The 23,471-nt window shown below is 71.6% G+C and carries 20 protein-coding genes and 1 pseudogene; 7 read left to right on the top strand and 14 right to left on the bottom strand.

All coding sequences use genetic code 11. The features are described from left to right. Window positions 1-9 precede the first annotated feature (9 nt). The 11 genes and pseudogenes from V2W30_RS37270 to V2W30_RS37215 all read right to left on the bottom strand — a co-directional run bounded on the left by V2W30_RS37270 (window position 10) and on the right by V2W30_RS37215 (window position 13,351). Window positions 10-1,890 carry an alkyl/aryl-sulfatase gene (locus tag V2W30_RS37270; protein ID WP_338703021.1) on the bottom strand — a complete coding sequence of 627 codons (1,881 nt, stop codon included), beginning with the start codon at window positions 1,888-1,890 and terminating at the stop codon, window positions 10-12. 55 nt (window positions 1,891-1,945) lie between these two features. Next, entirely contained in the window at window positions 1,946-3,775 is a 1,830-nt protein-coding gene (locus tag V2W30_RS37265) for a long-chain fatty acid--CoA ligase (protein WP_338703907.1), read from the bottom strand. 50 nt (window positions 3,776-3,825) lie between these two features. Beyond that, on the bottom strand, window positions 3,826-4,659 hold the full coding sequence (locus tag V2W30_RS37260) for an enoyl-CoA hydratase/isomerase family protein (protein WP_338703020.1): 834 nt from the start codon (window positions 4,657-4,659) through the stop codon (window positions 3,826-3,828). Between the two features lie 151 nt (window positions 4,660-4,810). Continuing rightward, the gene (locus tag V2W30_RS37255) at window positions 4,811-6,136 is read right to left on the bottom strand and encodes an MFS transporter (RefSeq protein ID WP_338703019.1); all 1,326 of its coding nucleotides are present in this window, start codon (window positions 6,134-6,136) and stop codon (window positions 4,811-4,813) included. 294 nt (window positions 6,137-6,430) lie between these two features. Further along, entirely contained in the window at window positions 6,431-7,642 is a 1,212-nt protein-coding gene (locus V2W30_RS37250; protein ID WP_338703018.1) for a TetR/AcrR family transcriptional regulator, read from the bottom strand. Window positions 7,643-7,742: 100 nt separating this feature from the next. Next, the gene (locus V2W30_RS37245; protein WP_338703017.1) at window positions 7,743-8,528 is read right to left on the bottom strand and encodes an SDR family oxidoreductase; all 786 of its coding nucleotides are present in this window, start codon (window positions 8,526-8,528) and stop codon (window positions 7,743-7,745) included. Window positions 8,529-8,610: 82 nt separating this feature from the next. Next, a complete protein-coding gene (locus V2W30_RS37240) occupies window positions 8,611-9,777 on the bottom strand; it encodes a CaiB/BaiF CoA-transferase family protein (RefSeq protein WP_338703016.1) in 1,167 nt (388 codons plus the stop codon). Between the two features lie 70 nt (window positions 9,778-9,847). Beyond that, entirely contained in the window at window positions 9,848-10,642 is a 795-nt protein-coding gene (locus V2W30_RS37235) for an enoyl-CoA hydratase-related protein (protein ID WP_338703015.1), read from the bottom strand. Window positions 10,643-10,708: 66 nt separating this feature from the next. Beyond that, window positions 10,709-11,901: pseudogene (locus V2W30_RS41775) on the bottom strand (NAD(P)/FAD-dependent oxidoreductase). Further along, window positions 11,898-12,095 (bottom strand): ferredoxin, encoded by a 198-nt coding sequence (locus V2W30_RS37220; protein ID WP_338703013.1) that lies wholly within the window; start codon window positions 12,093-12,095, stop codon window positions 11,898-11,900. Before V2W30_RS37220 ends, V2W30_RS41775 begins: the two are co-directional and overlap by 4 nt. 20 nt (window positions 12,096-12,115) lie before the next feature. After that, entirely contained in the window at window positions 12,116-13,351 is a 1,236-nt protein-coding gene (locus V2W30_RS37215; RefSeq protein ID WP_338703012.1) for a cytochrome P450, read from the bottom strand. A 251-nt stretch (window positions 13,352-13,602) separates the two neighbouring features. Here V2W30_RS37215 and V2W30_RS37210 point away from each other — a divergent pair, with 251 nt between their 5' ends. The 4 genes from V2W30_RS37210 to V2W30_RS37195 are packed head-to-tail and all read left to right on the top strand — an operon-like array spanning window position 13,603 to window position 16,460. Then, on the top strand, window positions 13,603-14,790 hold the full coding sequence (locus V2W30_RS37210) for a lipid-transfer protein (protein ID WP_338703011.1): 1,188 nt from the start codon (window positions 13,603-13,605) through the stop codon (window positions 14,788-14,790). A 3-nt stretch (window positions 14,791-14,793) separates the two neighbouring features. Further along, the gene (locus tag V2W30_RS37205; RefSeq protein WP_338703010.1) at window positions 14,794-15,249 is read left to right on the top strand and encodes a MaoC family dehydratase N-terminal domain-containing protein; all 456 of its coding nucleotides are present in this window, start codon (window positions 14,794-14,796) and stop codon (window positions 15,247-15,249) included. After that, complete coding sequence (locus V2W30_RS37200; RefSeq protein WP_338703009.1) at window positions 15,249-15,638, top strand: MaoC/PaaZ C-terminal domain-containing protein; 390 nt, start codon at window positions 15,249-15,251, stop codon at window positions 15,636-15,638. Before V2W30_RS37205 ends, V2W30_RS37200 begins: the two co-directional genes overlap by 1 nt. A gap of 15 nt (window positions 15,639-15,653) precedes the next feature. Beyond that, a complete protein-coding gene (locus V2W30_RS37195; protein ID WP_338703008.1) occupies window positions 15,654-16,460 on the top strand; it encodes an SDR family NAD(P)-dependent oxidoreductase in 807 nt (268 codons plus the stop codon). 79 nt (window positions 16,461-16,539) lie between these two features. Here V2W30_RS37195 and V2W30_RS37190 read toward each other — a convergent pair whose 3' ends face one another. Genes V2W30_RS37190 through V2W30_RS37180 form a run of 3 tightly spaced genes read right to left on the bottom strand, consistent with a single transcriptional unit; the run spans window position 16,540 to window position 19,502 of the window. Further along, window positions 16,540-17,121, bottom strand: a complete 582-nt coding sequence (locus V2W30_RS37190) for an acyl-CoA thioesterase (protein ID WP_338703007.1) — start codon at window positions 17,119-17,121, stop codon at window positions 16,540-16,542. Between the two features lie 34 nt (window positions 17,122-17,155). Further along, on the bottom strand, window positions 17,156-18,316 hold the full coding sequence (locus tag V2W30_RS37185; protein ID WP_338703006.1) for an acyl-CoA dehydrogenase family protein: 1,161 nt from the start codon (window positions 18,314-18,316) through the stop codon (window positions 17,156-17,158). A 19-nt stretch (window positions 18,317-18,335) separates the two neighbouring features. Further along, on the bottom strand, window positions 18,336-19,502 hold the full coding sequence (locus V2W30_RS37180; protein ID WP_338703005.1) for a thiolase family protein: 1,167 nt from the start codon (window positions 19,500-19,502) through the stop codon (window positions 18,336-18,338). Between the two features lie 419 nt (window positions 19,503-19,921). Between V2W30_RS37180 and V2W30_RS37175 the strand changes: the two genes are divergently transcribed. From V2W30_RS37175 to V2W30_RS37165, 3 genes are all read left to right on the top strand, one after another. Continuing rightward, window positions 19,922-20,848 (top strand): acyl-CoA thioesterase, encoded by a 927-nt coding sequence (locus V2W30_RS37175; RefSeq protein ID WP_338703004.1) that lies wholly within the window; start codon window positions 19,922-19,924, stop codon window positions 20,846-20,848. Between the two features lie 75 nt (window positions 20,849-20,923). Next, window positions 20,924-21,805, top strand: a complete 882-nt coding sequence (locus V2W30_RS37170) for an SDR family NAD(P)-dependent oxidoreductase (protein WP_338703003.1) — start codon at window positions 20,924-20,926, stop codon at window positions 21,803-21,805. Between the two features lie 124 nt (window positions 21,806-21,929). Continuing rightward, window positions 21,930-23,459 (top strand): long-chain fatty acid--CoA ligase, encoded by a 1,530-nt coding sequence (locus tag V2W30_RS37165; protein ID WP_338703002.1) that lies wholly within the window; start codon window positions 21,930-21,932, stop codon window positions 23,457-23,459. Window positions 23,460-23,471: the final 12 nt, after the last annotated feature.

Raw genomic sequence — 23,471 nt, 5'->3', positions numbered from 1 at the left:
CGCGATCCGTCACGGTAGGACGATCGGGAAGGCGGCGCCCGGCTGTTCGAGGAGCGACTGGAAGGTCGCCAGCACACCGGTGTCGCCGTCCGCCCGGATCGCTCCGCTGTGCACGGCGTCGGTGAAGGACGAATGTCCGGCGAGGATCCGGTCGAGTGTGCCGCGGGCCAGACGGAGGGTGGCCTGCGGCTTCTCGGCGCCGGGCGCGTCCCCCGGCAGTGGGGTGAGCACGCCGTTGCCGAGCAGCAGCGTCCAGGTCTCATCGATGTCCGTGAACTCCCAGCGCAGCAGCAGCCGGTGGGCCACGGCGCGGGGACCGTCCACGCAGACGGTGAGGCTCTCGAAGGCCTGGCGCGCGGAGAGGGCAGCGATCATGTCGACGCTGCCGAGGGAGAACCCGGGGCGCGCCGGTCGCCGTTCGCCGTGCGGGGCGCGCAGTTCCTGGGCGCCGGTGAGGTAGAAGTTGCGCCAGGTGCCGTTCTCCTGGGCGTGCGCGAGCCGCTCGTACGTGGTGGCGAGGAGTTCACGGGCCGCCGCGTTCGTCGGGTCGGCGAAGACCACGTGGTTGACGACCTCGGCGACCCAGCGCAGGTCGCCTTCCTCGTACGAGGTCCTCGCCCGGGTGAGGACGGCGTCGGCGCCGCCCATGTACGCCACGTACCGCTCGGCCTGCTGGACCGGCGGGTGCTGCCAGAGGTGGGCGGGGTTGCCGTCGAACCAGCCCATGTAGCGCTGGTAGACGGCCTTGACGTTGTGGCTCAGCGAGCCGTAGTAGCCGCGCACGCTCCAGGCGCGGCCCAACTCGCCCGGGAAAGCGGTCAGTTCCTCGGCGATCTCCGGGCCGGTCAGGCCGCGGTTCATCAGCCGGACGGTCTGGTCGTGGAGGTACGCGTAGGCGTCGCGCTGCTCGGTGAGGACGCGGTGGACGCGGTCGCGTCCCCAGGTGGGCCAGTGGTGGGAGCCGATGAGGACCTCGGCGTCCTCGAAGAGGCGCATCGACTCGGTGAGGGAGGCTGCCCAGGCGTGGGCGTCGCGGACGAGCGCTCCGCGGAGGGTGAGCACGTTGTGCAGGGTGTGGGTGGCGTTCTCCGCGATCAGCAGGACCTCGTGGTCGGGGAGCGCCAGGTTCATCTCGCTCGGTGCCTCGGTGTCGGGGGTGAGCTGGAAGACGAACCGCACGCCGTCGAGCGTCTCCTCCTGTCCGGTGGCCGACACGGTGAGGGTGGGCGGGATCAGTCCGAAGGTGCCGTGGGACATGCCCTGGGCCAGTCCGAAACCGACCATGCCCTCGGGTCCCGCGGGCAGTCGGGCGCCGTACATGTAGGAGGCGCGGCGGCGCATGGCCGGGCCGGCGAAGACGTTCTCGCTGACCGCGTGCTCCATGAAGCCCTCGGGCGCGACCACGGGGCACTCCCCCGCTGCGACCGTCCGGGGGTCGGTGACGCCGTGCACGCCTCCGAAGTGGTCGCCATGGCTGTGGGTGTAGATCACGGCTCTGACGGGGCGGTCGCCTCGGTTGCGCCGGTAGAGCTCCATGGCGGTCTCGGCCGGCTCCCGTGAGCAGAGCGGATCGATCACCACCACTCCGGTGTCGCCCTCGATCAGGGTCATGTTGGAGCCGTCCAGGCCACGGACCTGGTAGACGCCGGGAACGACCTCGAAGAGGCCCTGCTCGCTGTTGAGTCGTCCGATCCGCCAGAGGCTCGGGTGGACGGTGTCCGGGCAGTCCTGTGCCAGGAAGGCCCAGCGGTCGTTGTCCCAGACGGTACGGCCGCGGCTGTCTCGGATCACGCAGGGTTCGAGCCGGTCGACCAGGCCGCGTGTCGCGTCGGCGAAGTCGGTGCGGTCGTGCGGGTCGGGCCCCGTCGGATCCAGGTCCGCCGTGTTCATGGATGTCCTTCCGCCGGGGCCGCGACCGGGGTCGCGGCCGCCTGTGCGTCGTGGGTCAGCGGAGTGCGGCCGTACCTCGGTCGGCCGGGCGGGCGTAGAGGGCCTCGATCTCCTTGGCGTACTTCTCGGTGACGACCTTGCGCCGCACCTTCATCGTGGCCGTCAGCTCATCTCCGTTGGCCTCCCAGAAGACGGGGAGGACGGTGAAGCCGCGGACCTGCTCGACGCGGGCGAGCCGGGCGTTGCCCTTGGTGACGCCCTCCTCCACGGCGGCCAGGATCTCCGGGTGCGAGGCGAGGGCGTCCGGGCCGGTGTCGCCGAGGCCGAGTGCGGCGGCGAAGGCGCGCGCCTCGTCGGGGTCGAGGGTGATCAGGGCGGTCACGTGCGGGCGGGTGTCGCCGATGGCGACGATGGAGCCGATCAGCGGGCACTCCAACTTGACGGAGTTCTCGATGTGGGACGGCGCCATGTTCTTGCCGGACGAGTTGATGATCACGTCCTTCTTGCGGTCGACGATGCGGACGTAGCCGTCGGCGTCGATGGTGGCGACGTCTCCGGTGTGCAGCCAGCCGTCGGCGTCGACGGCCTCGGCCGTCTTCTCCGGTTCGCCCCGGTAGCCGCGCATCACGCCGGGGCTGCGCAGCAGCAGTTCGCCGTCGGCGGCGAGGGTGACCTCGACGCCGTGCCGGGCCTGGCCGACGGTTCCGGGGCGCCGCCTGCCGGGCATGTTGGCCAGTCCCGCCGCCGCGGTCTCGGTCATGCCCCACACCTCGCAGAGCGGCACGCCGAGGGCCATGAAGAACTCCAGGGCCTCGGGGGCGATCGGCGCTCCGCCGGACGTGGTCACCCACATCCGGTCGAGGCCGAACTCCTCGCGCAGCGGCCGGAGCACCTGCTCGTCGGCGAGCGCGAGCTGCTTCGTCTCGGCCGGGGACAGGGTGGTGCCGGCCACCTCGGCGCGGGCGGCGGCGGTGCCGAGGCGGAAGGCGTCCTCGAACGCGGTCCTGGCCTGTCCGGCACGGGCCGCGAGGGCCTGCTCGATCTGGGCCTTGATCTTGTACCAGATCATGGGCACGCCCATGAAGCCGGTGGGGTGCACGTCCCGCAGGACCTGGATCACGGTCTTGCCGTCGCGGACGGTCGTGGTGGTGGACCCCGTCGCGATGGGGCCGTAGTGGGCCGACCAGCGGTTGGCGAGGTTGGCGTCCGGCAGGTACGAGACCATGTGGCCGCGCAGGTCGGCGCCGCCCGTGATCTCGGTCTGCGAGGTCATGTTGCTGCCCAGCGAGAAGAGCACGTTGCCGTGGGTCAGCTCGACGCCCTTGGGGGCGCCGGTGGTGCCCGAGGTGAAGATGAGGGTGAGCAGGTCGTCGCGGGTGACCGCACGCCAGGTTATGTCGAAGTCGAAGCCCGCCGGTTCCCGCGCTTCGAGGGCGGCGAGGCCGATGACACCGTCCGCCTCGGCGTCGACGCAGACGACGGTGGCGGTCCCGGCCTGCCGGCCGGCCTCGCGGACCCGGTCGAGGAATTGCTCCTCGCAGACGACCACGTCGTTCTCCGCCACGGAGAACAGGTACGCGATCTGGTCGGCCGGGTAGGTGTTGTAGACCGAGTACGACGCGGCGCCGAGGTGCATCACGGCGGCGTCGACGAGGTGGAACTCGGGGCGGTTGGTGAGCATGAGCGCGACGGTGCTGCCGCGGCCCACGCCGAGCGAGGCGAGACCGGCCGCGATGCGGCGGACCCGCTGTTCGTACTGGTGCCAGGTGAGGGTCACCGTGCCGTCCGACGAGCGCAGGGCGATCTCGTCGGGGACGGCGGCGGCGGTGGCCTGGAAGACATGGCAGAGGCTCGCGGCCTCTGCCACCTGTCCGGGCGACATCATGTCGGACACGTTCGGCCTTTCTTGCGTTTCTCCGGGAGCCTGACGCCGGCTCAGGCGGTGGCTTCCGTCAGCGCCTTGGCCGCTTTGGCTGCCTTGGCCTCCGCGTGGGCCGCGCGGAAGACGTCGACCGCGCGCTGGTGGTCGCCCGAGGCGAAGCACTCCTTCTCGGTGGCGAGGGCCGCGTCAAGGGTGAGGTGGGCGGTGTCGAGCCAGATGCGGTTCAGAGCCTGCTTGGTGCCCTGGATGGCGCGCACCGTGCCGCCGGCCAGGCGGGCGGCGAGGGCCTGCGCCTCGTCGAGGAGCTGCTCGGGCTCGACGACGCGGTTGACGAGTCCGATCCGCTCCGCCTCGGCGGCGCCGAGCTTGTCGCCGGTGAGCAGGTACTCCTTGGCGCGCGCCATGCCGACCAGCCAGGGCCAGGCGATCAGGCCGCCGTCGCCGGCGACGACGCCGACCGTCACGTGCGGGTCGGAGATCACCGCGGTGCGCGACATGAGCGTGATGTCGCAGAGCAGCGCGAGGGTGGCACCGAGGCCGACGGCGGGCCCGTTGATGGCCGCGATGACCGGCTGAGGGACCTCCAGCAGATCAGTGATGATCTTGCGGGCGTCCTTGAAGAAGGCGTCGAGCACCGGACCGGCGCCGGGGCGGGGGCCCTTGAGGACGTTGCCGCCCGCGGAGAACGCCTTGCCCCGGCCGGTCAGCACCACGGCCCGGACCTCGTCGTCCTTGCGGATCTCCGCGAAGACCCGGGCCAGTTCGCTGTGCAGGGGAATGTGGATCGCGTTGTAGTCGTCGGGGCGGTTGAGTTCCACCGTGAGCACGTGTCCGTCACGGTGGAAGGCCAGGTGCTCGTAGTCGGAGTAGCGCTCGGTGCTGTTCATGCGTCCTCTTCCAGGGAACCGAGCCAAGCCGCGCCCTCACGGAACGAGATCGAATCCAGAATGTTTACTATCGAATCTCGGTGAACTTAAGCGGCATCACGGCTTGACTGAGCGTGCTTCAGCTTCACCTTAGACCCTAATCACCGTTAACCTAGGCGTCAACGGCCGACGGGGAGGCGGCAGCGAAGGACACGACGTCACGCTCCGGCCGCACCAGCCGCACCGCGATCAGCCCCGCGACCAGCAGGAGGAGCCCGAGACCGGCGAAGCCCAGCCGGTAGCCGTCGAACGGATTCGCCGCGCTGTTCACCAGGTCACCGAGGACCAGGGGCGCCAGGACACCGCCCATGCTGTAGCAGCTGACCATCACGCCGATGACCGTGCCGCGCTGGCGGGCCGGGGTGACGTCCGAGACGAGCGCCCAGGCCACACCCTGCGCGCCCACGCACAGGGACGTGCCGACGACGAGGAAGAAGATCTGCACCGGACCGCGGCCGAGCGACGGCCAGAACATCGTGCACAACCCGGCCGTCGCGACGAGGACGCAGGACAGCACGCCGCGCGAGGCCCTGACGCCCGCTCCCCGCTTGGTCAGGGCGCGGGAGACGGCCCCGAAGAGGATCATCAGGACGCCGCCGCTGCCGTAGGTCAGCGCCACCAGCCACCCGGTGGTCGTCGCGTCGTACCCCAGGCCCTGGCGCAGGACCAGCGGCAGCCAGCTGATCTTGACCGCGACGCTCGCGTAGGTGGCGAAGAAGAGGACGGTGAGCCCGATGACGGTGCCGGAGGTGAGCAGACGGCGGTAGGGGACGTGCTCCGGCAGTTCGGCGAAGGTCGATCCCGAGTGCCCGACCCGCTCGGGACCGTCGCGGCCGACGAGCAACCAGACGACGACCCAGACCAGGCCCGCGGCGGCCGTGACGGCGAACGCCGCGTGCCAGTCGAAGCGCGCGACCACGGCGGTGATCACCGGGGCGGCGACGAGGGGGCCGAACGAGGCGCCCGCGACGACGAAGGAGGTGGGCAGCGTGCGCCGTTCGGCGGGGAACCAGCTGTGCGCGACACCGAGGGCTATGGCGGCCGAGGGGCCTTCGGCGAACCCGAGGAGCATCCGGCTGACCAGCAGCACGGTAAAGCTTGCGCTCCAGACCATCGGGAGCAGGCAGAGCACCCAGAGCAGTGCGACGCCGCCCAGCAGCCAGCGGGCGGGGACCCGGCCGATGAGGAAGCTGCCCGCGACGGCGCCCACCGCGTAGAGCCAGAAGAACCCGCTCTGCACGACGCCGAACTCGCCCGCGTCGATGTGGAGATCGTGGAGCAGGTCGACGCCGACGAGACCGACGACGGCCTTGTCGGCGTAGTTGAGAAGCATGAAGGCGAGGAGCGCCGCCACCATGAGCCAGGCCCGGCGGCGGGGCCGCGCGGGCGCGGTGCCGGTGGGGGCGGGCGGGGACAGGGGCAGGGAGTCGGCAGCCATGAGCGACCTTCTTCACAGGAGGGATGCGTGGGCCGGACGCGCCCACACGGGATCCGCGGCCGCGGTCCTCGCTGAGACGCGCGTCACAGACCCGGCCGCCGCACACGCAGTGAACCACCGCACGCACGGCGAGACAAGACCTCTGCCTACCGACCACTAACTTGTGAAGGGCTGGGCTGATGAAAGACGTCGAAAGCATCCGATCAGCCGGTCACTTGACGGTTCATCCGGTACATACGGCGACGGGCCCGGCCTTCGTGAGAAGGCCGGGCCCGTCGCACATTCGTCGAGGTGTCAGTCCTCGGCAGGGACATCCGCCGGGAGGCCGAGCACGGTGCGCCCCAGGGCGACGATCTCCCGGCGGAGTGCCCGACGCGTCCAGAGCTCGTCACCCTGGCTGAGCGTGGTGACGACGGTGTGCGCCGTGTGAGTCAGCAACTCGGCTTCCGCGGAGGACAGTTCGGGCCGGTGGCCGGAGACGAGCGCCGTCCATTCGGTGACGTAGTCGTGCTGCATCCGACGGACGGACTGCCGTTCCTCGGCCGGTACGTTGACGATCTCGTGGAGCAGCGCCCGCATGGCGTCGCCGTGCTGGATGCTGATCCGCACGAAGGAGTGCAGGGCTCCGTCGAGCGCCTGGCCGGGCTCCTCGGCGTACTCGAGGGCCGCCGAGAGGTCGAAGAGCATCGCCTCCAGGCAGCGGGTCAGTGCCGCGACGAGGATCGCGGACTTCCCGGCGAAGTGGTGGTACAGGCTGGGGCCCGCCATACCGCCCGCGGCGGCGGCGATGTCCTCCATGCCGACCGCCTCGTAACCCCGTTCGGCGAAGAGCCGGGTGGCGACGGCGAGGACCGCCTCGCGGCGCGAGACCGGCAGCAGCCGGCCGCGCGGCACGGACCGTCTGCGGGCCTCGGCGGCATCGGCGTCCGCGTCGGCGGTGAGCCCGCGGAACTCGCTCAGGACCACCGCGAGATCCGTCATCAGCCGCCGGGCGCGGGCCGGTTCGACCTTCCCCGCGTGCTGGCTCATGGTGGCGAAGACGGCGATGACCGCGCGCAGCAGCAGCTCGACGCCGCCGGCCGTCAGGTCGGGGCGGGCGGCGGCCATCGCGGTGCGCAGGGGCTCTATGGTCGCGATGTAGCGGGTGCGCAGCTCCTGGCGCTGCTCCGGCGGCAGGTGCGCCAGTTCCCGCTCCCAGAGCACGCCGGTGTGCCGGCGCTCCAGCATCGCCCCGGCGACCGCGTCGAGCATCTCGCGCAGATCGCCGTACTCGCCCTGGAAGGGCTGGGTGTTCTTGTCGATCGCGTCGACCAGCGTGGCGTGCAGCAGTTCCTGCTTGCCCCGGAAGTGCCGGTACACGGCGGGGCCGGAGATGCCGACCGCCTCGGCGATGTCGGAGATGCCGACGTTGTGGAATCCGGACGCGCGGAACTGCTCGGAGGCGGCAGCGACGATCTGCTGCTTCCGGTCCCGGGGGCGTGTGCTCCTCGGCCGGGCTTCGGTCATCAGGCTGGCATCTCCACTGTTCAGTTCCCGGATCGGCAGCTCGATGGTAACGGCCCGGCCTGACACCGGGTCCGTCGGCCGGGCCGCGACCCCGGCCATGTCAGCGGTACAGCGGCAGGATGTGTCCGGACATGAACTGCGACTCCGGGGTGGCCAGGTAGCGGACGGCGCGGGCCACGTCCGCCTCGGTGCCGACGCTCGCCATCAGCTGCTCGGCGCGCTGGGCGTCGCGCTCCCCGATCTCGCGGGCCCGCATCCGCAGCCGGCCCGTCGCGATGGGGCCGGGCGCGACGCAGTTGGCGCGGACCCCGCGCGGGGCGAGGTCGGCGGCCAGGTAGCGGGTGTAGTGCATGACGGCCGCCTTGCTGACGCCGTAGTGCGTGTACGTGCCCGTGTCGTTGGGCTTGACCCCGGTCACGGAGCCCATGGTGACGATGGCGGGCCGGTCGGCGTCGAGCAGGGCGGGCAGCGCGGCCTGCACCGTGGTGATGGTGCCGAAGAGGTTGCGGCGCATGACCTCGTCGAGCTGCTCCAGATCGACGGCCGAACCGCGGTTCCCGTCCAGCGGTCCCGAGCCGCCGCCCGCGTTGCAGACGACGGCGTTCAGCCCGCCCCACTCCTCGGTGACGCGTGCCACGACCTCCTCCATGGCAGCCGCGTCCGTGGTCGACGCCTCCGTGGACAGGACCCGGGCGCCCGCCGCCTCCAGTTCGCTCATGACCGTCCGCGTCTGGTCGTCGTCGTAGGCGCGGAAGCCGTCGAAGTCGACGTCGACGACGGCCACGTCGTGCCCGGCGTGCGCAAGTTCCAGGGCGACGGCCCGGCCGATGCCGCGTGCGGCACCGGTCACGAGGGCCGTCCGCCTGCTGCTGTGCGATTCCTGCATGGTGGTCTCCCGAAGCGTGGTGGGTCTCGGAGTTCATGGGATGGCGGGGGCCGGTCCGCGGGCCGGAGCCGCCGGGGGTGCGTCAGCGCACGACGCCGTCCTCGCGCAGGCGGGCGACGGCCTCCGGTGCGTAGCCGGCCTGGGCGAGCACCTCGTCGGTGTGCGCGCCGACGACGGGTGCGGGTTCCGGACGGGCGGCGGGCGTGCCCGAGAAGCGGGGTACGGGGGCGGGTTCGACTCCGCCGTCCGCACCCGCGAGGAAGGTCCCCCGGGCGGCGTTGTGGGGGTGGTCCGGTGCCTCGGTCAGGGACAGGACCGGGCTCACGCAGGCGCCGCGGCCTTCGAAGGTCCGCGCCCACGCGTCGCGGTCCCGGCCCGCGAACACGGCGGTGAGCCTCTCGCGCATGGCGGGCCAGGCGGCCCGGTCGTACTGGTGGGTGAAGGCGGGCTCGTCCTGGAGTCCGAGGGTGTCCACCAGCGCGGCGTAGGAGCGCCGGTCGCCGATGCCGAGGGCGACATGGCGATCGTCCGCGCAGCGGTAGACCCCGTACCAGGGGCAGCCGCCGTCGATGGTGTTGGACGCCCGCTCGTCCTTCCAGCGGCCCTGGGCGAGGAAGCCGTGGACCATGGCGAGGAGGGAGGCGGAGCCGTCGGACATGGCGGTGTCGACCACCTGGCCGCGGCCGGTGACGCCCGCGCTGACCAGCGCGCTCACGACGCCGAAGGCCAGGAGCAGGCCCCCGCCGCCCATGTCGCCGAGGAGGTTCAGCGGGATCACCGGTTCCTCGCGCGTCCCGATCGCGTGCAGCGCGCCGGTGAGGGCGATGAAGTTGATGTCGTGTCCGGGCTCCTGGGCCAGCGGCCCGTCCTGGCCCCAGCCGGTCATCCGGCCGTAGACCAGCGCCGGATTGCGGGCGAGGAGCGCCTCGGGCCCCACGCCGAGCCGTTCGGCCACGCCGGGGCGGAAGCCCTCGATCACGATGTCCGTGTCGGCGGCCAGCGCCAGCACGATGGCCGTGCTCTCCGGGTGCTTGAGGTCGAGGGTGAGGGAGCGCCGGCCGCGGTGCAGGACCGGCGCGGGGTTGGCGATCCCGGCCTCCTCGGGCCGGTCGACGCGGATGACGTCCGCGCCGAGGTCGCCGAGGAGCATGCCCGCGTACGGGGCGGGGCCGATGCCGCCGAGTTCCAGCACGCGGATTCCGGCCAGCGGGCCGTTGGTGTCGAGCCCCGACGGGGGCAGGGAGTTCATTGCGGCGATTCCTCGTTCCATGGGGTCCGGCCCCGCGCCCGGCCGTCGCGGCCGTCGGCGGGGCCGGTGGTCAGGCGTCCGTGCCGAAGCGGGGCGCGCGCTTCTCGACGAACGCGAGACGTGCCTCCTCGGCGTCGGGCGACGCGGCGCACCAGGCGTACGTCTCGGCCTCCAGCGGCAGGTAGTCGCCGAGCGAGAGGGTCTGGGCGGCCAGCAGGTTGCGGCGGGTGCGGGCGACGGCGTGCGGCGAGAAGGACGCGAGCTGCTCGGCGGTCTCCCTGACCTTCGCGGAGAGCTCCTCCGGGGGCAGCACCGCGTTGACCAGCCCCCGGTCGGCGATCTCCTGGCCGCGCAACTTCGGTGAGAGCAGCATCAGTTCCCTGGCCTTCGTCGGGCCGACCAGGCGGGTGAGGTGCCAGGACGCCCCGAGGTCGCCGGCGAAGGCGACCTTGACGAACGCGGTGCTGAGCACGGCGGTCGTGTCGGCGTACCGGAAGTCGCAGCCGAGCGCGAAGGACAGGTGGGCGCCGGCGATGCCGCCGCGCATCTCCGCGATGGTCGGCGTGTTCATGTCGTACATGAAGTGGACGAGGCGGGTGTAGTGCAGCAGCGAGGTGCGGCCCTGGAGGTGGTCGCCCGGCGGGTACGGGGGCGGCGCGGTGTCGGAGTTGTCCCGGCCGACGCCCCAGTGGGCGCCGGTGCTCGTGAGAACGACGGCGCGCACGGCCGGGTCGTTCTCGGCGCGTTCGAGGCCGTCGAGCAGGCCGTCGGCCATCTCGATGGTGAAGGAGTTGCGGCGCTCGGGACGGTTCATCGCGAGGGTGGCGACGCCGTCGGCGACCGTGAAAATGACGGTGTCCGTCATGACGTGTCTCTCTGCTCGGAAGGCAAGACAGGCAGGGCAGGCGAGGGCGGAGAAGGAAGGCCCTGGTCAGCCGTGCGCGGTGGCGGCCTCGACGGGCCACGGGGCGCGCTCGACGACCTGAGCGCGCAGGGTGCGGGCCTCGCGCGGCATGTTCCAGGTCACGGCGGCGGTGATCCGGCCGTGCCGGCCGTAGACGGCGGCGAAGGGGCCCTCGTCCGGGTCGCCCGCGACCACGGTGAAGTCGGCGTCCGCGGAAGGGTGGCCGTAGGCCTGGATCTTGACGTCGTACTGGTCGGTCCAGAAGTACGGCACGGGGGCGAACGGCTGCCCTTGGCCGAGCAGGGTGCGGGCGGCCGCCATGCCCTGCTCGGTGGCGTTCATACGGTGCTCCACGCGCATCCGGCCGTGGTCGGGGTGGAGCCAGGAGGCGACGTCGCCGGCCGCGACGACACCGGGCGCGGCTTCGCAGAACGCGTCGCAGAGCAGTCCGTCGCCGACCGGCAGACCGCTGTCGCGCAGCCAGTCGACGGCGGGCAGCGATCCGATCGCGACGAGGACGACCTGGGCCGGGACCTCGGTGCCGTCGTCCAGGCGTACCCCGGCGACGCGGCCGCCCTCCTCGGTGAAGCCAACGACGCCGGTGGCGCAGCGCACCCGGACGCCGCGGGCGGTGTGCAGGGCGGCCACCCGGGCGGCGACCGCGCTGCCCAGCTGCCGCACCATCGGCGCGCTGAGCGGGTCCACGAGCGTGACGGAGCAGCCGAGTTCACGGGCGACGGCGGCGGCCTCGGCGCCGAGGAACCCGGCGCCGACCACGACCACCGAGGGGCGGGGCGCAGGGCGTCGCGGAGCGCCAGGGCGTCCTCCACGTCGCGCAGGACGTGGACGCCTTCGAGTCCGTCGCCGAAGGGCAGGCGGCGCGGTCGGACGCCGGTGGCGACGACCAGACCGTCGTACGGGATCCGGTCACCGCCGTCCAGCGTGACGGTGCGTGCGGCGACGTCGACGCCGGTGGCCCTGCGGCCGAGCAGCCACTCGGCGTCGAGTCCGTCGAGCGTCCGCGCGGGGCGCAGCGCGAGCCGCTCGGGCTCCCACTCCCCCTTGAGGACCTGCTTGGACAGCGGCGGCCGGTCGTACGGCGCGTGCGGTTCCTCGCCGACGACGGTGAGGTGGCCGGTGTAGCCCTCGCGGCGCAGCGTCTCCGCGGCGGTCAGTCCGGCGGCGGAGGCGCCGACCACGACGACCCGCGAGAGGGTCATCGCTCGTCCACCTCGATGGCGAGGGCGGGGCAGAGCAGCGCCGCTTCGCGGACGGACGCGTGCAGGTCGGGGCCGGGGTTCTCGACGAGCAGGAAGGCGACGCCGTCCTCGTCACGCTGGTCGAAGACGTCGGGCGAGGCGACCACGCACTGCCCGCCGCCCACGCATTTGGCCTCGTCGATGTGGATCTTCATGGATCGGGGTCCTCTCGGTGTTACCAGGTCACCAGGAGCGAATGGGCTCCGTAGATCGACATGTCGTTCTTGAAATCGATGTCGCCGAGCGGCTGGGCGAGGGCCAGCGTGGGGATGCGGCGGAAGAGGGTGCTGAAGACGACCTGGAGCTCCACGCGGGCCAGTTGCTGTCCCAGGCACTGGTGGACGCCGAAGCTGAAGGCGAGGTGGTGGCGGGCGGGGCGGGTGACGTCCAGGTCGTCCGCGGGGAGCGTCGTCCCGGTCTCGAACGCCCGCGGGTCGCGGTTGCCGGTGTCGATCGCGCAGACGATGCCCTCGCCCTTGCGGATGAGCTGCCCGCCGATCTCCATGTCCTCGCCGGCGACCCGGCGCAGGCCGCTGTGGACGACGGTGAGGTAGCGCAGGAGTTCCTCGACGGTGCTCGCGATCAGCGCCGGGTCGTCGGCGTGGGTCCGTACCTTCTCCAACTGGTCCGGGTGGCTGAGGAGGGCCGCCGTGCCCAGGGCGATCATGTTCGCCGAGGTCTCGTGGCCCGCGGTGAGGAGCAGCAGCGCCATCTTCGCGAGCTCGTCACGGGTGCGGACACCGGTCTTGAGCTGTTCCTGGGCCAGTCGGCTGAGCAGGTCGTCGGCGGGGTCGGTGACCTTCTCGTCGAGCAGGCCGCCCAGCAGGTCGAGCAGCCGGTCGGTGGCGGCGACGGTGTCCTGCGGGGTCGAGGCCCGGTCGACGAACGCCTTGGTGAGGTGGTGGAAGTCGTCCTGCGCGCTGAACGGGACGCCGAGCAGCTCGCAGATCATCAGGGAGGGCACGGGCAGGGCGAACGCCTCGACCAGGTCGACCGGATTCGGCCCGGCCAGCATCGAGTCGATCAGCTGGTCGGTGATCTCCTGGATGTGGTCGCGCAGCGCCTGCATCCGGCGGGCGGTGAAGTCGCGGGCGAGGACCCGGCGGGGCTCGTCGTGCTCGACCGGGCCGTCGCTGGTGAAGAAGGACTTGGCGCGCTTCCTGCGGGCCTGGATCGCCGCGGACTGGTGCGGGTAGGCCGGGTTGTCCGTGTCCGAGCTGATCGCCGGGTGGCTGAGCACGGCACGGATGTCCTCGTGCCGGGTGACCAGCCAGGGCTCGCTGCCGTCCCAGATACGGACCCGGGTGACCGGCGCGGCGGCCTGCAGGTCGAGGAGCGGGGGCGGGGGGTCGAAGGGGCAGCGGGCCGCTCGTTCCATCGGGAACGCGGGGGCTGCGGGGGTATCGGCCATGGGATCTCCCTGGAGTAACGAGCGGAGCGGCTCTGCCCCCTCGATCACTGCTTCGACTCAAACCATAGTTAACTTAGAGACGCCAATGTCAAGCCCTACCGCATCACATGAAGTGGCAACTGTTCGCTGATCCCTAATCGCGGATCACATGAAATCGGCCGCCGAACGCGCCCCGATCGCCGCGAAGCCTTGACGCGACTCGGACCAAGGGTCGAAAGTTAACGGTGATTAGACAATCATAGGGAGGTCTCATGGGCCGCAGAGTGCTGGTGGCGGGCGTCGGCATGGTGCCGTTCGCCAAGCCCAGTGCCGCCAAGACGTACGACGACATGGGGGCAGGGGCCGTCAAGGCGGCCCTCGACGACGCCGCCCTGCCGTACGCCGGGATCCAACAGGTGTACGCCGGCTATGTGTATGGCGATTCGACCTGTGGGCAGCGCGTGGTCTACCGGTTCGGGCAGACCCGGGTCCCGGTGCTGAACGTCAACAACAACTGCGCCTCGGGCTCCTCCGCGCTGTGGCTCGCCCGCCAGGCGGTCGAGAGCGGCGCCGTGGAGTGCGCGCTCGCGGTCGGCTTCGAGCAGATGCCGCCGGGCGCGCTGGGCGCCAAGTGGGCCGACCGCCCGACCCCGTTGACCGACTTCGCCGCCGCCCTCCACGACATCTACGCCGTCGATCCCGACCTGCCGATGACCCCGCAGTACTTCGCCGCCGCCGGTGTCGAGTACATGGAGAAGTACGGCATGGCACCGGAGACCTTCGCGAAGGTGTCGGTGAAGGCGCGCACGCACGCGGCGAACAACCCGTACGCGGTCTTCCGCGACCCGATCACCCTCGACGACGTGCTCGGCTCGCCGAGGGTCGCCGGTCCGCTGACCCGGTTGCAGTGCTGCCCACCCACCTGCGGCGCCGCCGCGGCGATCGTCTGCTCGGAGGAGTTCGCCCGCGCCCACGGCCTGAACCCCAAGGTCGCCATCGCCGCCCAGACCCTCCAGTCGGACGCGGAGGGACTCTTCGACCGGCGCAGCGCGATGTCGCTGGTCGGTTCGGACGTGACCCGGGCGGCGGCGACGGAGGTCTACGAGAAGGCCGGCGTCGACCCGCGCGACATCAAGGTCGTCGAACTGCACGACTGCTTCACCGTCAACGAGGTCCTCACCTACGAGGGCCTGGGCCTGTGCGAGGAGGGCGGCGCCGAGAAGTTCATCCTCGACGGCGACCACACGTACGGCGGGCGCGTCGTCACCAATCCCTCGGGCGGGCTGCTCTCCAAGGGCCATCCGCTCGGCGCCACCGGCCTCGCGCAGACCGCCGAGATCACCTGGCAGCTGCGCGGCGAGGCCGGTGCCCGTCAGGTCGAGAACGTCACCCTCGGCCTCCAGCACAACCTCGGCCTCGGCACCGCCGGCGTCGTCACCCTCTTCGAGAAGGTCTCCTGACCCATGCCCATCGACCCCGCCGTCATCGGCACCAGGACCCCGGCGTTCTCCACCGTCGCCGAACGCGGCAGGCTCCGCTTCTTCGCCGACGCCACCGGGCAGCACGACCCGGTCTACAGCGACGTGGCCGCGGCCGAGGCGGCCGGCCACCGCGACCTGCCGATACCGCCGACCTTCCTCTTCTGCCTGGAGATGGACGACCCCGACCGGGGCTCCTTCCTCACCGGGCTGGGCATCGACGTACGCACGATCCTGCACGGGGGCCAGCGGTTCGACTTCCACGCGCAGGCGTACGCCGGGGACACCCTGACCTTCACCACCGAGGTCAAGGACGTGTACGCGAAGAAGGGCGGCGCGCTGGAGTTCATCGTCCGCGCCACCCACGTCACCCGGGGCGACACGCCGATCGCGACCCTGACCAGCACCATCGTCGTGCGCGACCCGAAGGCGGGCCAGTGATGACCACCCTGACGCAGGGCGACAGGCTCACCCTCGAATGCCCGCGGATCACCCGTACCGCGCTCGCGCTGTACGCGGGCGCCTCGGGCGACCACAACCCCGTGCACATCGATCTCGACGCCTGCCGGGCCGTCGGCATCGACGACGTCTTCGCCCACGGCATGCTCTCGATGGCGTACCTGGGCCGCCTGTTGACCGACGCGGTGCCGCAGGAGCGGATCGCCTCGTACGAGGTGCGCTTCACATCGATCACCCCGGTCAACTCCACCCCCACCTGCACCGGCACGGTCACCCGGGTCGAGGACGGCCTCGCCCACCTCGACCTCATCGTGTCCCTGCCCGACGGCACCGTGACCCTCCGGGGCTCCGCCGTCCTCACCACCGACTGAGAAGGAACCACCAGCATGGGAACCCTGGACGGCAAGGTCGCCCTCGTCTCCGGATCCGGCCGCGGCATCGGCCGCGAAGTCGCCCTCAAGCTCGCCTCCGAAGGCGCGGCGGTCGTCATCAACGACCTCGACAAGGAGCCCGCCGAGGAGACCGTCGCGGACATCGTCGCCGCCGGCGGCAAGGCCGTCGCGTGCGTCGGCTCGGTCGTCGACGAGGACTTCGCCGAGCGGTTCGTGCACACCGCCGTCGACTCCTTCGGCGGGCTCGACATCATCGTCAACAACGCCGGATACACCTGGGACACCGTCATCCAGAAGATGTCGGACGAGCAGTGGGACGCGATCCTCGACGTGCACCTCAAGGCGCCGTTCCGGATCCTGCGCGCCGCGCAGCCGTACATCAAGGCGAACCCGACCGACCACCACCGCAAGGTCGTCAACATCTCGTCGGTCTCGGGCGTCTACGGCAACCCGGGGCAGATCAACTACGCCTCGGCCAAGGCGGGCGTCATCGGTCTGACCAAGACCATGGCCAAGGAGTGGGGCCGCTACAAGGTCAACGTCAACGCGGTGGCCTTCGGCTTCATCCTGACCCGGATGACCGAGGCCGTCGCGACGGACGGGGACACCACGGTCGAGATCGAGGGCCGCCGCATCAAGGTGGGCGTCAGCCAGGCGGTGATGGACTCGGTCAAGCGCACCAACCCGCTGGGCCGGCCGGGCACCCCGTCCGAGGCGGCCGGCGCGGTCTACCTGTTCTGCACCCAGGACTCGAACTACGTCTCCGGACAGGTGCTGACGGTCGACGCGGGCAGCCGCTGACACCGGGACCCCCGAACCCCGAAGGCCCGCCCCCTCGTCGAGGGGGCGGGCCTTCGGTATGTGTACGTGTACGCGTCTGTCAGCGTGGGCCCGGTCGCGGGGCGAGACCGATCCGGTCGCGGAAGACGGACCGCGGCCCGGTGTAACGGCCGAGGACCTCCCGGGTCGCCCCGTCCATGGGCCACGGCCGGCCGGTGTCGGACGCCAGCAGGACGGCGCCGGACTCCGCGACGACGGCGGGATCGTCGTGCCCGTCCTCATGGACCGCGGCGGCCAGTGCCAGGCTGCTGCTGCCCAGCACGGGGATCCACAGCCGCACCCGGAGCGACCGGACCGGGGGCCGGACCTCCCGGCGGTACTCGACCAGGTGCTGGCCGATGACCAGCCGGGCACGGCCGCCGAGCACCTCCAGAATGCCGCCCCCGTGCCCCGAGGGGCCGGGTCCGAGCAACCGGCTGCGCGCCTCGTCGAGCAGGCGCAGGTGGGCGACGTTGTTCACGTGTCCGTCGGGGCCGAGGTCGCAGACCCGGACGTCCAGACGGACGACGAGTTCGGTGGGCGCCGGCCCGCTCACCGGTGGGCGGACGCCTGGGCCGGCACGGTCCTCGCCGTCCGGCAGGTCGTCGGAAACCAGCGGGTCGGTGACGTTCGGTACGGGCATGACACCACCTCGTTCCGTGGAGAGGGTCCTGGACCTACAGGCCCATGTCCTTGGCGATGATCGTCTTCATGACCTCGCTGGTGCCGCCATAGATGCGGGACACCCGGGTGTCCGCGTAGTGGCGGGCGATGGGGTATTCGGTCATGTAGCCGTATCCGCCGTGCAGTTGGAGGCACTTGTCGATGACCCGGCCGGCGACCTCGGTGCAGAACAGTTTGATCCGCGCGGCGTCGGCGGGCGTCAGTTCGCGGGCGTCCTCCAGGTCCATGCCCCGGTCGGCCATGGCCTGAGCGGCGGAGACCTCGGCCTCGCACTCGGCGAGGACGAACTTGGTGTTCTGGAAGTCGGCCACCGGCTTGCCGAAGACGGTGCGGTCACCGGTGTACCGGAGGGCGCACTGGATCGCCGCCGCGGCGGCGGCGACCGCGTTGACCGCGATGGAGAGGCGTTCCCTGGGGAGGTTCTGGCCCAGGTAGGAGAAGCCCTTGCCGACCTCGCCGAGGACGTTCTCCACCGGGACCCGGACGTCGGTGAAGTGCAGTTCGGAGGTGTCGCGGGCGTGCAGCCCGAGCTTCTCCAACTGCTTGCCGTAGCCGAAGCCCGCGCTGTCGGTCGGGACGACCAGGAGGGTCAGGCCGGCCCGGCGGTCCTCGGGGGTGGCGGGCGAGGTACGGGCGGCGACGATGCACAGCTCGGAGTTGAGCGCTCCGGTGATGAACGTCTTGGCCCCGTTGAGCACGTAGTGCGTGCCGTCCGGTGACAGTTCTGCCCTGGTGCGGATGCCCGCCACGTCGGAGCCCGTGCCCGGCTCGGTCATGGCGAGGCACAGGCAGATCTCCCCCGCGGCCACGCCCGGGAGCCAGCGCTTCTTCTGCTCCTCGGTGGCCAGACCCAGCAGGTACGGCAGGGAGATGCTGGTGTTGATCGTGTAGTGGGCGAAGGAGACACCGTCGGCAGCCGCGGTCTCCTCGGCGAGGATCGCCTCGTACTTGAAACTGGTCACGCCGGGGCCGCCGTACTCCTCCGGGATGCCGAAGCCCAGGACGCCCAGGTCGCCGAGCTTGTGCAGCAGCTCCCTCGGGGTGCGCCGGGCGGCTTCCCACTCGGCGAAATACGGAGTGACCTCCTTGGCGACGAAGTCCCGGACCACGGTGCGGAAGGCCTCGTGCTCCTCGGTGTAGACGGTGCGCTTCATCGGGTGTGGCTCCTCGGGGCTACAGCAGTTCCAGGATGGTGGCGTTGGCCATACCGCCGCCCTCGCACATGGACTGGAGGCCGTAGCGGATGCCGTGGTCGCGCATGTGGTGGACGAGGGTGGTCATGATGCGGGCGCCGGAGCCGCCGATGGGGTGGCCGATGGCCATCGCGCCGCCGTCGGGGTTCATGCGCGCGTAGTCGGCGCCGGTCTCGCGCAGCCAGGCGAGCGTGACGGAGGCGAACGCCTCGTTGATCTCGTAGACGCCGATGTCGTCCAGGGTCAGGCCGGCCTTCTTGAGAGCCTTGGCGGTCGCCGGGATCGGGCCCTTGAGCATGGTGACGGGGTCGGTGCCGGTGACCACGGCGGTGTGGATACGGGCCATCGGGGTCCAGCCCTGCGACCGGGCGAACTCACTGGTGGTGATGAGCAGGGCGCCGGTGCCGTCGGAGATCTGCGAGGCGTTGCCCGCGGTGATGGAGCCGTGCTCCGCGTAGGCGGGCTTGAGGGAGGCCAGCTTCTCCAGGGTGGAGCCGCGGCGCACGCCCTCGTCGGTGTCGAAGACGCGCTCCGTGCCGTCCTCGTCGGTGACGGTGATCGGGGCGATCTGGCCCTTGAAGCGGCCCTCGTCGATGGCGCGGGCGGCGCGGGCGTGCGAGTCGAGTCCGTGCTGGTCGAGCTCGGTCCGGGTGATGCCGTACTCGTCGGCGATCAGCTGGGCGCCGACGCCCTGGTGGAAGCGGACGCCGTCGTAGCGGTCCCAGACGTCCGGGCCGTGCGGCTCGCCGTACCTGCCGTCGAGGGCGGTCAGGCTCGGCGGGACGGCGCTCATCATCTCCACGCCACCGGCGACGGCCACGTCGTACTGGCCGGACACCACCCCCATGGCCGCGAAGTGGACGGCCTGCTGGGAGGAGCCGCACTGCCGGTCGATCGTGACTCCGGGCACGGTCTCCGGCCAGCCCGCCGCCAGGACGGCGGACCGGCCGATGCAGCCGGTCTGCATGCCGACCGGGGCGGCGCAGCCCCAGATGACGTCGTCGACGAGGGCGGGATCGAGGCCGGTACGGTCCGCGAGGGCCTTGAGGACGTGGGCGGAGAGCGAGGCCGAGTGCAGCCTCGCCAGCGAGCCGTTGCGCTTTCCGACGGCGGTTCGGACGGCGTCGACGATCACTGCGTCACGCATGGTTGCTCCTTGCTGAGGGGGCGGGGGCCTCGACGGGCCGGGCCTCGGCGACGGCCGTCCACGGAACTCCGGCGCCACCGGACCACCTCAAGTTAATTCCAATTAGTCCCACTGTCCACGGGCTCTTCCGTCATCGCTGCACGAGCGAGACCCCCGAACCGACGGATCGCACCGGACTTCGGACCCTGCCGCGCGAACCACCACGGCGGCGCCACGCTCGCCCGAGAGCGTCACCCACCTGCACATACGTGAGTCGCGGAAGCGTACACACCCATGAGCGTCACGGGCCGGAGGCGCCGCGCAACCGAAGCGCCCGCCCGTCGATTCCGCGAAAGAAGGGATGGACATCGCCCCTATTGGCGATTAACTTGGCGGCGTCCGGGTGACGCTCTGCCCGGCGAACGAAGGGTCTGTGAACCGTGTACCGAACCGGGTCCCCATCAGTCGAAGGCGCGTCCTCCGTCTCCCCGTCCCCGTACGCCGCATGCGATCTCGTCGACTTCCTCCACCTGGAGCCGACGGACGAGCCGGACGGCTTCCGCGGCCGCTGCCACGCGGGGATTCCCGGGCAGGCCTTCGGTGGGCAGGTCGTCGCGCAGGCGCTGGCCGCGGCGGGACGCGCGGTCGAGCCGGACCGGCCCGCCCACTCCCTGCACGGCTACTTCCTGCGGGCGGTGACGCCCGAGAAGCCCGTCGTGTACCGCGTCGAACGGCTGCGGGACGGGCGGCGCTACAGCTCCCGGCGCGTCACCGCCTACCAGGACGGCGCGATCGTCTTCACCCTCTCCGCCTCCTTCAAGGTCCCCGAGCAGGGCGAGCCGGAGCGCCGGCCGGTCATGCCCGTCGTGCCGCCGCCCGAGGACGTGCCGGACGCCTTCGCGCTCTGGGCGCTCAGCGACCCCCAGCGGCACCGGGAGGCGGGACACGCCCAGGTGGCCTCGATGCGCGTCGTCCCCGCGACACCCGGCGCGCACGGCGGGGAGTCCCCGGCGAACGGGCAGGACGTGTGGTTCCGTACGCACCAGCCGCTGCCCGACGACCCGCTGCTGCACCTGTGCGCCCTCACCTATCTGTCGGACCTCACCCTGGGCTCGACCGCGGCCCTGGACTTCGAAGCCCTCTACCCCCTGCGTCAGGGCCCGCCCGAGGCGATGCTCGCGTCCCTCGACCACGCGATCTGGTTCCACCGCCCGTTCCGCGCGGACGACTGGCTGCTGTTCACCCAGCGCAGCGCCTCCGCCGGTGACGGCCGCGGTCTCAACACCGGCGACTTCTGGACCAGGGACGGCACGCTGATCGCCTCCGTGGCGCAGGAGACGGTCCTGCGCCGCCGCGCGCCGCGCTGACCCCCGCCGATCCGGGCCCAGGGGCCTGGACCCCACCCCCTCAAGCACCCCCTTCCGTACGAAAGTGAGCACCTCATGGGACAGCTGGACGGCCGCGTCGCGGTGATCACCGGCGCCGGCGGCGGCCTCGGCCGCGAACACGCTCTGCTCCTCGCCTCCGAGGGCGCCAAGGTCGTCGTGAACGATCTGCGCGGCGCCGACGCGGTGGTCGCGGAGATCGCGGCGGCGGGCGGCGAGGCCGTGGCCGTCGAGGGCAGCGTCGCCGACCTGGCCGTCGGCGAGCGGCTGGTGACCGCCGCGGTGGAGTCCTTCGGCGATCTGCACGTCGTCGTGAACAACGCGGGCGTGGTCCGCGACGCCATGGTGTGGAACATGACCGAGGAACAGTTCGACCTGGTCCTCGACGTGCACCTCAAGGGCGCCTTCGCGGCCACCCGCGCCGCCGCCCGCCACTGGCGCGCACGGGCCAAGGCCGGGGCGACCGCCGACCGGTCGATCGTCAGCACCACCTCCTCCGCCGGGCTCCACGGCAACGTCGGCCAGTGGAACTACGCGGCGGCGAAGGCCGGACTCGTCGCCCAGACCCTCACCGCCGCCCTCGAACTGGGGCGCTACGGCGTACGGGCCAACGCCATCGCGCCGATGGCCCGCACCGCCATGCTCGCGGGCAACCCGGGCTTCAGCGCCGCCGTCGCCGCGCCGGAGGAGGAGGGCGTGCTCGACCGCTACCACCCGAAGCACGTCTCCCCGCTGGTCGGCTATCTCGCCACCGCCGACTGCCCCTTCACCGGACAGGTCTTCTCGGTGACCGGCGGCCACGTCGGCCTGTACGCCGGCTGGTCGCTGAGCCACCAGATCGACGCCGACCGGCAGTGGTCGGTGAAGGAACTGGCCGACGAGCTCGGTTGCGACGACTTCCCGAAGTCGATCCCGGTGAACCGCCAGCGGCTCGTGTGATCCGCCGGTCCGCTCCGTGACATCGCCGGGTCCGCCACGCCCGGCCGTGCTTCCCGCACCACCCCCCTCCCCCCTTTCCCTCTGTGGCCCGCCGATGCCGTCGGGCCGTCCCTTGGAGGCTGTCGTGCACCTCACCCAGTCCCTGCACCGTGCGCTCCAGCAGGCACCGGACCGACCCATGACGATCTGCGGCGACCGGGTCCGTACCACCCGCGAGGTGGTCGACCGGGTGTCCCGGCTGGCCGCCGCGCTCCAGGGCCTCGGCGTCCGCGAGGACGACCGGGTGGGCCTGCTGGCGCTGAACTCCGACCACCACCAGGAGTTCTTCTTCGCGAACTGGTGGATGGGCGCCGTCGCGCACCCCCTCAACACCCGCTGGTCGCCCGCGGAGATCGCGTACGCCCTGACCGACTCCGGCACCGGAGTGCTGCTGGTCGACGACTCCTTCGCGGCGCTCGGCCCCGAGCTGCGCGAACGGGCGCCCGGACTGCACACCCTCATCCACTGCGGCGGCGGGCCGACCCCCGAGGGCATGCTCGACTACGAGGAACTCATCGCCGCATTCGAGCCGGTGCCCGACATCCGCCGGGGCGGCGACAAAGTGGCCTTCCTGCTCTACACGGGAGGCACCACCGGCACCCCGAAGGGGGTGATGGTGACCGACCGGGGCATCCAGACCTCCATGATGGGCTCCCTGATCATGACGCGGGCCGCGCTCCCGGGCGGCGTGAACCTGATGACGGCGCCGCTCTTCCACATCGGCGCGCTGACCGGCTGGTACGCCCAGAACCTGGTCGGCGGCACCCTGGTCTTCCTGCCGAACTTCACGCCCGTGGAGGTCCTCGAAGCCGTCGAGAAGCACGGGGTCACCTCGACCACCTTCGTGCCGGTCATGGTCCAGACGGTGTGCAACCACCCGGACTTCGGCTCGTACGACACCAGCAGCGTGCGGCGGATCACCTACGGCGGCGCGGGCAGCCCCGAGAGCCTGCTGAGACTGGCGATGGAGTGCTTCCCCCAGGCCCGCTTCACCCAGGGCTACGGCATGACAGAGACGAGCGTGCTGACCGTGCTCACGCACGAGGACCACGTGCGGGGCGGATCGCGGCTGCGTTCGGCGGGCCGCGCCACCCCCGGCAGGGAGATCGCGGTCTTCGGGCCCGACGGCACGCCCGTCGCGACGGGCGAGGTCGGCGAGGTCGTCACCCGGGGCGAGCACGTGATGGCCGGCTACTGGGGCAAGCCGGAGCTGACCGCCGAGGCGCTGCGCGGCGGCTGGATGCACACCGGCGACGGCGGCTTCCTCGACGAGGACGGCTACCTGCACATCGTCGACCGCCTCAAGGACATGATCATCACCGGCGGGGAGAACGTGTACTCGGCCGAGGTCGAGAACGCCCTCGCCTCCCACCCCGCGGTGGCCTCCTGCGCCGTGATCGGTGTGCCCGACACGCACTGGGGCGAGCGCGTGCACGCCGTGGTCGTGCTGCGGCCCGGGACGACCGCGACGGCGGAGGAGATCCGCGCCCACGCCAAGACCCTGATCGCCGGCTACAAGGCGCCGCGCAGCGTCGAGTTCGTCGAGACGCTGCCCCTGTCCCCCGCCGGAAAGATCCTCAAGCGGGAGCTGCGGAACGCGCACGCCGCCGACTGACCCGCCCACCCG

The sequence above is a fragment of the Streptomyces sp. Q6 genome, assembly GCF_036967205.1.
In the GTDB taxonomy this organism is placed as follows: Bacteria; Actinomycetota; Actinomycetes; order Streptomycetales; family Streptomycetaceae; genus Streptomyces; species Streptomyces citrinus.
This window is presented reverse-complemented; position numbering and strand designations above follow the sequence as displayed.

Bases quoted from the DNA above. Each gene is read 5' to 3' on its own strand.
- V2W30_RS37270 (WP_338703021.1), bottom strand. From the start codon at position 1,890: ATGAACACGGCGGACCTGGATCCGACGGGGCCCGACCCGCACGACCGC.
- V2W30_RS37265 (WP_338703907.1), bottom strand. From the start codon at position 3,775: ATGATGTCGCCCGGACAGGTGGCAGAGGCCGCGAGCCTCTGCCATGTC.
- V2W30_RS37260 (WP_338703020.1), bottom strand. From the start codon at position 4,659: ATGAACAGCACCGAGCGCTACTCCGACTACGAGCACCTGGCCTTCCAC.
- V2W30_RS37255 (WP_338703019.1), bottom strand. From the start codon at position 6,136: ATGGCTGCCGACTCCCTGCCCCTGTCCCCGCCCGCCCCCACCGGCACC.
- V2W30_RS37250 (WP_338703018.1), bottom strand. From the start codon at position 7,642: ATGACCGAAGCCCGGCCGAGGAGCACACGCCCCCGGGACCGGAAGCAG.
- V2W30_RS37245 (WP_338703017.1), bottom strand. From the start codon at position 8,528: ATGCAGGAATCGCACAGCAGCAGGCGGACGGCCCTCGTGACCGGTGCC.
- V2W30_RS37240 (WP_338703016.1), bottom strand. From the start codon at position 9,777: ATGAACTCCCTGCCCCCGTCGGGGCTCGACACCAACGGCCCGCTGGCC.
- V2W30_RS37235 (WP_338703015.1), bottom strand. From the start codon at position 10,642: ATGACGGACACCGTCATTTTCACGGTCGCCGACGGCGTCGCCACCCTC.
- V2W30_RS37220 (WP_338703013.1), bottom strand. From the start codon at position 12,095: ATGAAGATCCACATCGACGAGGCCAAATGCGTGGGCGGCGGGCAGTGC.
- V2W30_RS37215 (WP_338703012.1), bottom strand. From the start codon at position 13,351: ATGGCCGATACCCCCGCAGCCCCCGCGTTCCCGATGGAACGAGCGGCC.
- V2W30_RS37210 (WP_338703011.1), top strand. From the start codon at position 13,603: ATGGGCCGCAGAGTGCTGGTGGCGGGCGTCGGCATGGTGCCGTTCGCC.
- V2W30_RS37205 (WP_338703010.1), top strand. From the start codon at position 14,794: ATGCCCATCGACCCCGCCGTCATCGGCACCAGGACCCCGGCGTTCTCC.
- V2W30_RS37200 (WP_338703009.1), top strand. From the start codon at position 15,249: ATGACCACCCTGACGCAGGGCGACAGGCTCACCCTCGAATGCCCGCGG.
- V2W30_RS37195 (WP_338703008.1), top strand. From the start codon at position 15,654: ATGGGAACCCTGGACGGCAAGGTCGCCCTCGTCTCCGGATCCGGCCGC.
- V2W30_RS37190 (WP_338703007.1), bottom strand. From the start codon at position 17,121: ATGCCCGTACCGAACGTCACCGACCCGCTGGTTTCCGACGACCTGCCG.
- V2W30_RS37185 (WP_338703006.1), bottom strand. From the start codon at position 18,316: ATGAAGCGCACCGTCTACACCGAGGAGCACGAGGCCTTCCGCACCGTG.
- V2W30_RS37180 (WP_338703005.1), bottom strand. From the start codon at position 19,502: ATGCGTGACGCAGTGATCGTCGACGCCGTCCGAACCGCCGTCGGAAAG.
- V2W30_RS37170 (WP_338703003.1), top strand. From the start codon at position 20,924: ATGGGACAGCTGGACGGCCGCGTCGCGGTGATCACCGGCGCCGGCGGC.